Annotated in this window: 7 protein-coding genes; 6 read left to right on the forward strand and 1 reads right to left on the reverse strand. The window is 73.1% G+C overall.

What is annotated here, in order from left to right:
* Nucleotides 1-90: 90 nt before the first annotated feature.
* Entirely contained in the window at nucleotides 91-1,500 is a 1,410-nt protein-coding gene (locus ACTWQC_RS08040; protein WP_443314854.1) for an alpha/beta hydrolase family protein, read from the reverse strand.
* Between the two features lie 202 nt (nucleotides 1,501-1,702).
* Between ACTWQC_RS08040 and ACTWQC_RS08045 the strand changes: the two genes are divergently transcribed.
* From ACTWQC_RS08045 to ACTWQC_RS08070, 6 genes are all read left to right on the forward strand, one after another.
* On the forward strand, nucleotides 1,703-3,037 hold the full coding sequence (locus tag ACTWQC_RS08045; RefSeq protein ID WP_443314855.1) for a tetratricopeptide repeat protein: 1,335 nt from the start codon (nucleotides 1,703-1,705) through the stop codon (nucleotides 3,035-3,037).
* Between the two features lie 49 nt (nucleotides 3,038-3,086).
* On the forward strand, nucleotides 3,087-4,166 hold the full coding sequence (locus tag ACTWQC_RS08050; RefSeq protein ID WP_443314856.1) for a tetratricopeptide repeat protein: 1,080 nt from the start codon (nucleotides 3,087-3,089) through the stop codon (nucleotides 4,164-4,166).
* Nucleotides 4,167-4,259: 93 nt separating this feature from the next.
* On the forward strand, nucleotides 4,260-4,619 hold the full coding sequence (locus tag ACTWQC_RS08055; protein ID WP_443314857.1) for a histidine triad nucleotide-binding protein: 360 nt from the start codon (nucleotides 4,260-4,262) through the stop codon (nucleotides 4,617-4,619).
* Nucleotides 4,620-4,638: 19 nt separating this feature from the next.
* The gene (locus ACTWQC_RS08060; RefSeq protein WP_443314858.1) at nucleotides 4,639-5,562 is read left to right on the forward strand and encodes a ribonuclease Z; all 924 of its coding nucleotides are present in this window, start codon (nucleotides 4,639-4,641) and stop codon (nucleotides 5,560-5,562) included.
* 286 nt (nucleotides 5,563-5,848) lie between these two features.
* Complete coding sequence (locus ACTWQC_RS08065; RefSeq protein ID WP_443314859.1) at nucleotides 5,849-7,294, forward strand: M1 family metallopeptidase; 1,446 nt, start codon at nucleotides 5,849-5,851, stop codon at nucleotides 7,292-7,294.
* Nucleotides 7,295-7,501: 207 nt separating this feature from the next.
* On the forward strand, nucleotides 7,502-7,906 hold a 405-nt coding region (locus ACTWQC_RS08070), incomplete at its 3' end, for a PfkB family carbohydrate kinase (protein ID WP_443314871.1).

Consider the following 7,906-nt stretch of genomic DNA (forward strand, 5'->3'; position numbering starts at 1 on the left):
TCGCACGGCACGCACGGCCACCGGCCATACGGCTGGGTGCAGTTGGGGTGGGCACGGGGCCGGTTGTCGGCCCCGCCCGGTCAGGCGCTGTCAGACCCGCAGGGTGCGGTCGAGCCAGTCGAAGACGGTCTCGCAGTGCGTCTGCGGCGCCATGGGCGAGCAGTGGAGCTGAGCGCCTTGCGCGGCGGTGAGCTTGATGTACTTCTTCGGCGAGCGGAGCAGGTCGTAGAGGGCCTTCGGCTGGCCCGGATAGAACTGCTCGGCGTCGTAGTCCAGGACCAGTGTCGGGCACGTGATCTGCGGCACGACCTTGGCGATGTCGAGCGCGATGACGGCCTGGGCGGGCGTCCAGAAGTCGGTGAAGACGCGGCCCTCGCGGGCGGCGCGCATCACGGCCGGGTCGAACGGCTCGAAGCGCTTCTCGAGGAGGAAGCGGAGCTCGGGGGTGAGCGTCGGCACGACCTCCTCGTTCCAGAGCCGGTTGGTCTCCTCCTTGGTGTCCTGGAGGATGTCCCGGATCTCGGGCGGGAAGCCCAGCCACGGTGAGACGCAGCCGGGCATGGCGGCCAGCGCGGCGATGCGGTGCTCGGAGGCGGCGGCCCGCGGAGCGAGATTCCCGCCCATGCTCAGCCCGGTGAGCGCGATGCGGTCGTGGTCGACGTCGCTGCGCTTGTGGAGCCAGTCGACCAGCGGGGTCACCACGTGGTCCCAGCGCCCGGTGAACGGGATCTGGTTGACGAAGATCATCTGGCCCTGTCCCGGGCCGTCGTAGACCAGAGCGTTCCAGCCGCGCTCCAGGGCGGCGAACACGCCGTAGGTCCACATGTCGACGTTCTGGCCGTCGCTGCCATTGGTGAGGATGACCGTGGGGCGGCGGGCACCGGAGTCGTCGGGGCGGAAGAACCAGACCGGCATCTTCACCTTGCCCCCGTTGACGGTGGTCTGCTCGGCGGCCGGGTCGCAGAGCCGGGCGAAGAGGTCCCACTGTTCGCGGGCCGCCCAGTAGACGTTCTCCTCGGCGCCCGGATCGTCGCTGCCGAGGACGTAGAACAGAGCCTGCGCGTAATACTGGGACGCCCGGAGCGCCTCGGCCCGCTGGGTCTGCGTCCGGCCCTTCTTGCCGGCTGCGGCAGCGCTCGCGGACAGCCGGTCGCCCCAGTCGAGGAAGGTCTTGGTGTAGGACTGGTTGCTCAGCCGGGCCCCATTGATGGAGTTGACGGCGGTGAGCACCTCGCCGACCTCCGAGGCGCCGTACCCCGCGGCGCCGAGCGCCAGGAGTGCGGAGAAGTTGAACCCGGGGTCGGTGAAGAGCTGCATGGCCCCGGGGGTCGGCGTATCGGCGGGCTCGGCCGGAGACGTGGGCTTCGGGGTGGGAGCGGCAGCGAACGCCGTGCCGCCTGCCGCCGCGGAGACGGTGGCCGCACCTGCTCCAGCGACGAGTCCTCTGAGGGCAACACGCCTGGTCAGGTCGTGTCCGGAAGGTGTGGAAGCGTGGGTCATCCTCGCAACGTAAAAGGCCGGATGTCCTTCCCTGAGGCGCCACTCGCGCCATGCTCCGAATGGACCGGGCCGCTTCACCATCCGCGAGCCTTCGGGTGCGGCAGGGCGGCTGAGAAGGTGCCTCTCCGGCTGGGCCGACGGGCTGGGACGAGGAGGCGTACCTCCCGTGCTGCGCGCCGCAGGCGGTTCGTAGGGTGGGGGCATGTCCGAGGAGACACCGCTCATCCGCAGTCTGCGCGCCGCCGTTGAGGCCGCGCCGGAAGACGTACCGCTGCGCCTGCACCTCGCCGGGCTGCTGCTCGACGCCGGGCGCGGTGACGAGGCCGTGGCCGAGATCGCGGCGGCGCTGCAGCGCTCGCCCGGCGACGCGCAGGCGCGGGCCCTGATGGCACGGGCCATGGGCGGCAGCCCGCCGCCCGCCCCGGACGGCGGCGCGGCGCAGGCTCCCGCGCCGCAAGCGCCTGCGCCCCAAGCGCCTGCCCCAGACGGCGGGTTCGACTGGCAGGCGGCCGAGCGCGAGGTCGGGGACGTGGTACCGCCGCGCTTCGTCCCGTCGTCGGACGACAGTGAGGGCGGCGGTGAGGGCGGCCGTAAGGAAGAGCGCCTTCAACCGCCCCTCGCCGCCGACGGCCCCGCCGACCCCGGCGGCGCCTCCACCTGGGACGTCGAAGCAGCCGGCGCCGTACGCCTCGCCGACGTCGGCGGCATGCACGAGGTGAAGGAGCGCCTGGAGGCGGCCTTCCTCGCCCCCATGCGCAACCCCGAGCTGCGCAGGCTCTACGGCAAGAGCCTGCGCGGCGGCCTGCTCCTCTACGGCCCGCCGGGCTGCGGCAAGACGTTCATCGCGCGCGCCGTCGCGGGCGAACTCGGCGCGCAGTTCCTGTCCGTGTCGCTCAGCGATGTCCTCGACATGTGGATCGGCGCCTCCGAGCGCAACCTCCACGACGTCTTCGAGACCGCCCGCACCTCCGCCCCCTGCGTCCTCTTCCTCGACGAGATCGACGCTCTCGGCGCCAAGCGCAGCCGTATGCACCACAGCGGGCTGCGCAACACCGTCAACCAGCTCCTGACCGAGCTGGACGGGGTGAACGGCGACAACGAGGGCGTGTTCGTGCTCGCCGCCACCAACCACCCCTGGGACGTGGACACGGCCCTGCGCCGCCCCGGCCGCTTCGACCGCACGCTGCTCGTCCTGCCCCCCGACGAGCCCGCCCGCGAGGCGATCCTCCGCTACCACCTGCGCGACCGCCCCGTCGCGGGCATCGAGCTCGGCAAGCTGGTGCGCCGTACCGACGGCTTCTCGGGCGCGGACCTGGCCCACCTCTGCGAGACCGCGTCCGAGAAGGCGCTGCTCGACTCCGTCCGGACCGGCGAGCCCCGGATGATCGGCATGCCGGACCTGATGGAGGCGGCCAAGCAGCTGCGCCCGTCCACGGACGCGTGGTTCGCCGCGGCCCGCAATGTCGCGATGTTCAGCAACGAGGGCGGCACGTACGACGACCTGCTCGCGTATCTCAAGCGCAAGAGGAAGCTGTGACTTCTGTGACAGCAGCGGTGCGAAACCACGGCGGGCGCCGGTGACCGCCGTGGCCGTCGAAACCCTGCGCCGCGCCCAGGCCCTCGCCGACCTGGGCCGGTACGAGCAGGCGGCCGCGCTGCTCGTCCAGTACCTGGCCGACGACCCCGGCAGCGCCGCCGCCTGGGCCGAGCTGGCCCGCTGCCGCTCCCTCCTCGACGACAACGAGGGCGCGCTGCGGGCCGCGGACGAGTCGCTGGCCGCCGACCCCTCGCAGGCGAGGGTCTGGCAGACGCGGGCGGCCGCGCTGAGCGACCTCGGCCGGTACGAGGAGGCGGCCGCCGCCGCGCACGAGGCCGTGCGCGCCGAGCCCGGCTACTGGGGCGGCCACCTCGTCCTCGCCAGCACGCTGCTGCGCCAGGGCCGCGCGGGCGAGGCGTACGAGGTCGCCCGCCACGTCGTCCACCTCGAGCCCGAGGAGTCCCGCGCGCACTACATGGTCGGCATGACCGCCCAGACGCTGCGCAACTACCCGGTCGCGGAGCAGGCCTACCGCGAGGCGCTGCGGCTCGACCCGGAGAACACCTACGCCCGCAACAACCTCTCCGTCCTGCATATGAACCGGCGCCTGGGCCGCCGCAGCCGCTGGAGCCTGGCGCTCGAGGGCTTCGCCGACGTCGCAGCCGTCGACCTCGAGGACCGCACCGCCCGCCACAACCTGGAGGTCATGGTCTTCGGTGCGGTCGCCAAGGCCCGCTGGATCGCGGCGCTCGGCCTGTTCGCCGGGATGATCGGCGCCGCCTCGTCCGGCGCGGGCCAGGGCACCCCGCCGCAGCCCGGAGAGCTCGGCCCCCGCCTCGGAGCGCTCGCCGTGATCGCCGCGCTGTGGGCGGCCTGGGCGTGGCGCGTACGGTCCAGGATCCCGGCGCGGCTGCGCGCCCCGCTGCTCTCGCTGGCCCGGCACTGCGCGCACATCGCCGTGCTGGCCTGCGCGATCGGGGTGGTGGCGGCGATCTCGGTGCTGGTCGTGGCCGTGCCGTGGACGAACCCGGGCTTCCTGGGCACGACCGTCGCGCCGTCCGTCTGGCTGGTGGTCCTGGCGTACTGGGGCTGCCGGGCGGCGCTGCGGCGGCGCAGGCCCAAGGATTGAAGTACGGGAGGTACGGGCCGATAGCATGCGGTCCGTAATGATCGGCTGCATTTGATCGCCTGCGCGAATGATCCGCGCGAAGGAGGCCCGGGCATGGCCGGAGAGCGGCAGGACGACTGCCTGTTCTGCAAGATCGTCGTGGGGGAGGTCCCGGCTGACGTCGTGCGCGAGACCGACACCACCCTCGCGTTCCGCGACATCAACCCCCAGGCGCCCACGCACGTCCTCGTCGTCCCCAAGGCCCACTACCGGGACGCCGCCACCCTCGCGGCCGCCGATCCGCAGCTCACGGCGGACGTGCTGCGCGAGGCGGGCGAGGTCGCGGCCGAGGACAAGGTCGACGGGACCGGCTACCGCATCGTGTTCAACACCGGCAGCGGCGCGGGCCAGACGGTCTGGCACGCCCATGCGCACGTCCTCGGCGGCCGCGGCTTCAACTGGCCCCCGGGATAGGGCGGGAAAAGAGCTCCCGTTGTCCGCCCGCGAACTCGTCGTCCTCGGCACGGCCAGCCAGGTGCCCACCCGGCACCGGAACCACAACGGCTATCTGCTGCGCTGGGACGGCGAGGGCATCCTCTTCGACCCCGGCGAGGGCACCCAGCGGCAGATGCTGCTCGCGGGCGTGGCGGCCCACGACCTCAACCGGATCTGCGTCACGCACTTCCACGGCGACCACTCGCTGGGCCTGGCCGGGGTCATCCAGCGCATCAACCTCGACCGGGTGCCGCACCCGGTCACCGCGCACTACCCGGCGAGCGGCGAGCGCTTCTTCGGCCGGCTGCGCTACGCCACCGCGTACCGCGAGAAGGTCCGTCTGATCGAGCACGCCGTCTCGGGCGACGGCGGAGTGCTCGCGTCCCAGCCCCGGTTCACGCTGGAGGCCCGCAAGCTCTCGCATCCCGTGGAGGCCTTCGGCTACCGCCTCACCGAGCCGGACGGCCGCCGCATGCTGCCGGAGCTGCTGGCGGCGTACGGGATCGCAGGGCCGGACATCGGGCGCCTGCAGCACGACGGCGCGCTCGCCACCGCCGAGCACGGCACGGTCACCGTCGAGCAGGTCAGCGAGGTACGGCGGGGGCAGCGCTTCGCGTTCGTCATGGACACCCGGATGTGCGACGGCGTGTACGCGCTCGCCGAGGGCTGCGACATGCTCGTCATCGAGTCGACGTTTCTCGACGACGCGGTGGAACTCGCGGAGGAATACGGGCACCTGACGGCAGGTCAGGCAGGCCGCGCCGCAGCGGAGTCGGGCGTACGGCATCTGGTGCTGACGCACTTCTCGCAGCGCTACTCGGAGCCCGCCGAGTTCGAACGGCAGGCCCGCGCGGCGGGCTACGAGGGCGAGCTGACGATCGCCCGCGACCTGGACCGCATCCCGATGCCGAAGCGCCGCTAGGGGCCGTGGTGTGGGCATTCGTTCCGCGGGGCGGAACGGGTGGGCACAAACCGGCCACCGGCCTGCGGCCGCGTACGAAACGACAACCCCGCGGCGGGGGTGCGCGCCGTTGCCGGGTGCGGGTCGCTGTGCCCACCCTCCCCCATAGCCTGAACGGCATGGGGGTACCCCCATCGCCCCGCGGAACGAATGCCCACAGCTGGTGACGAGGAGGCGAGGCAGGGCGTCGCGCCTTAGCCTGAAAAGGCGCGCCCTGAGGGCGCTCCAAGCCGGGGGAGCGGGGCTCATGAAGCCGACCGTCCGCATCAGCATGCTGGCCGCGGCGCTCGCAGCGCTGCTGGCCGTACCCGGTGCCGGGCTCGCCGAGCGGGCTGCCCGGCCGGTGCCCGCCGCGGCCACCGCCCGCACCGACGCCGGGCCCACCCACCTCGCGTACGACATCCGCCTGCGCGCCGACGCCACAGCCACCCGATGGACCGGACGGCAGACCGTGTCGTTCACCAACACCGGCGGCACTCCCCTGCGCGAGGTGTATCTGCGGCTCTGGGGCAACGCCTGGGACGGCTGCGGACCGGCAGGCAGGACAACCCCCGTGCAGGTCACGGGCGTCGAGGGCGGCACCGCCCGCGGGCTGTCCGCCGGCTGCACCGCCCTCCGCGTCGACCTGCCGGAGCCGCTCCCGCACGGCGCCCGTGGCACCGTCGGATTCGATCTGGCGGTCACCGTGCCCGACCGGGCCGAGCGCTTCGGCCGGCACGGCCCGTATCGCTTCCTCGGCAACGCCCTGCCCGTGCTGGCCGTACGGGACGCCACGCACGGCTGGCACCTCGACCCCGACGTCGGTTTCGGCGAGAGCTACTACACCCTCGCCGCCGACTTCCGGGTACGGCTCGACCACCCCTCGGCCCTGAAAGTGCCCACGACCGGCACCGCCACCACACGCCGCGGAGAGCCCGGCGGCCGGACCGTCACCACCGCCACCGCGCGCCAGGCCCGCGACTTCGCCTTCGCCGCGGGCCCCTTCCGCACGGCAACCGCCCTCTCACCCTCCGGAATCCGCATCACCGCCTACCGCACCGCCGCCACCCCGGCACCCGCCGCCGACGCGGCACGGCGCGTCGCCGCCGAGGCCGTCGACGACTTCGGTGCGCGCTTCGGCCGCTATCCGTACGGCGAGGTGGACCTCGTGCTGCACGACGGATTCGACGCCACCGGGGGCGACATGGAGTACCCCGGGCTCGTCCTGCTCAACGCGGGGTCGCTCAACGTGGGTTCGCTCAACGTGGGTTCGCTCAACGCGGGCTCGCTCAACCCGGGCGCGGTGCGCAGCGCGACGGTGCATGAGGTGGCACACCAGTGGTGGTACGGCATCATCGGCAACGACCAGTTCGGCTCGCCCTGGCTGGACGAGGCCTTCGCCGTCTACGCCGAGGACGTCTTCCGCGGCGACCACCGCCCCGGCTGCCGGCCGGCCGCGGACGCGGCCCGCTCCATGGGCCACTGGGCGGCGCGGAGCGGCGGTGCGTGGAAGGCCGCCGTCTACGAGGGCGGTTCATGCGCGCTGCACGACCTGGAGCGGGAGATCGGCGGCCCCGCGATGGCCCGGCTGCTGCGGGACTACGCCCGCGACCGCTGGTACGGCGTGTCCACCACCGCCACCTTCCAGCGCGCCGCCGAGGCCGTCGCGCACAAAGACCTCGGCCCCTTCTGGCGCGAGCACGGCATCCGCTGACCCGGCCCATGTCCGACCCGGTCCATACGATGGGTCACAGGGGATCGACCTGCACCGATCGCTCGGCCAACAGCCGGCCATCACCCGGCCGTGACCCAGCGATCGCGCGGCCATCACCCAGCCGTCGTCCAGCCGTCGTCCAGCCGTAGCCCCACCCCCACCCATCACCGTCGAGCCGAGGAGCGGAGCGTGAAGGGAAGCGACAGAATCAGGCCGCCCCGCCCGGCGGCCGGAGCGGAGAGCGTCCCCGCTGCGAGCAGCCACCTCGTGGACCCGCTCGCCCCCCTCCGCACGCCCGCCGACCCGCCCGTCGACGTCTATCTCACCGGCACCGTCTTCCTGGACATCATCTTCACCGGACTCGACAGCGCCCCCGTCCGCGGCACCGAGTCCTGGGCGCAGGGCATGGGCTCGAGCCCCGGCGGGGTCGCCAACATGGCCACCGCCCTGGCCCGGCTCGGCCTGCGCACCTCGCTCGCCGCCGCCTTCGGCGACGACGTCTACGGCGACTACTGCTGGGACAGCCTCGAGAACGGCGAGGGCATCGACCTGTCCCAGTCGCACCGCGTGCCCGGATGGCACTCCCCGGTCACCGTCTCCATGGCGTACGAG

Source organism: Streptomyces sp. 8N616 (assembly GCF_052246385.1).
In the GTDB taxonomy this organism is placed as follows: domain Bacteria; phylum Actinomycetota; class Actinomycetes; order Streptomycetales; family Streptomycetaceae; genus Streptomyces.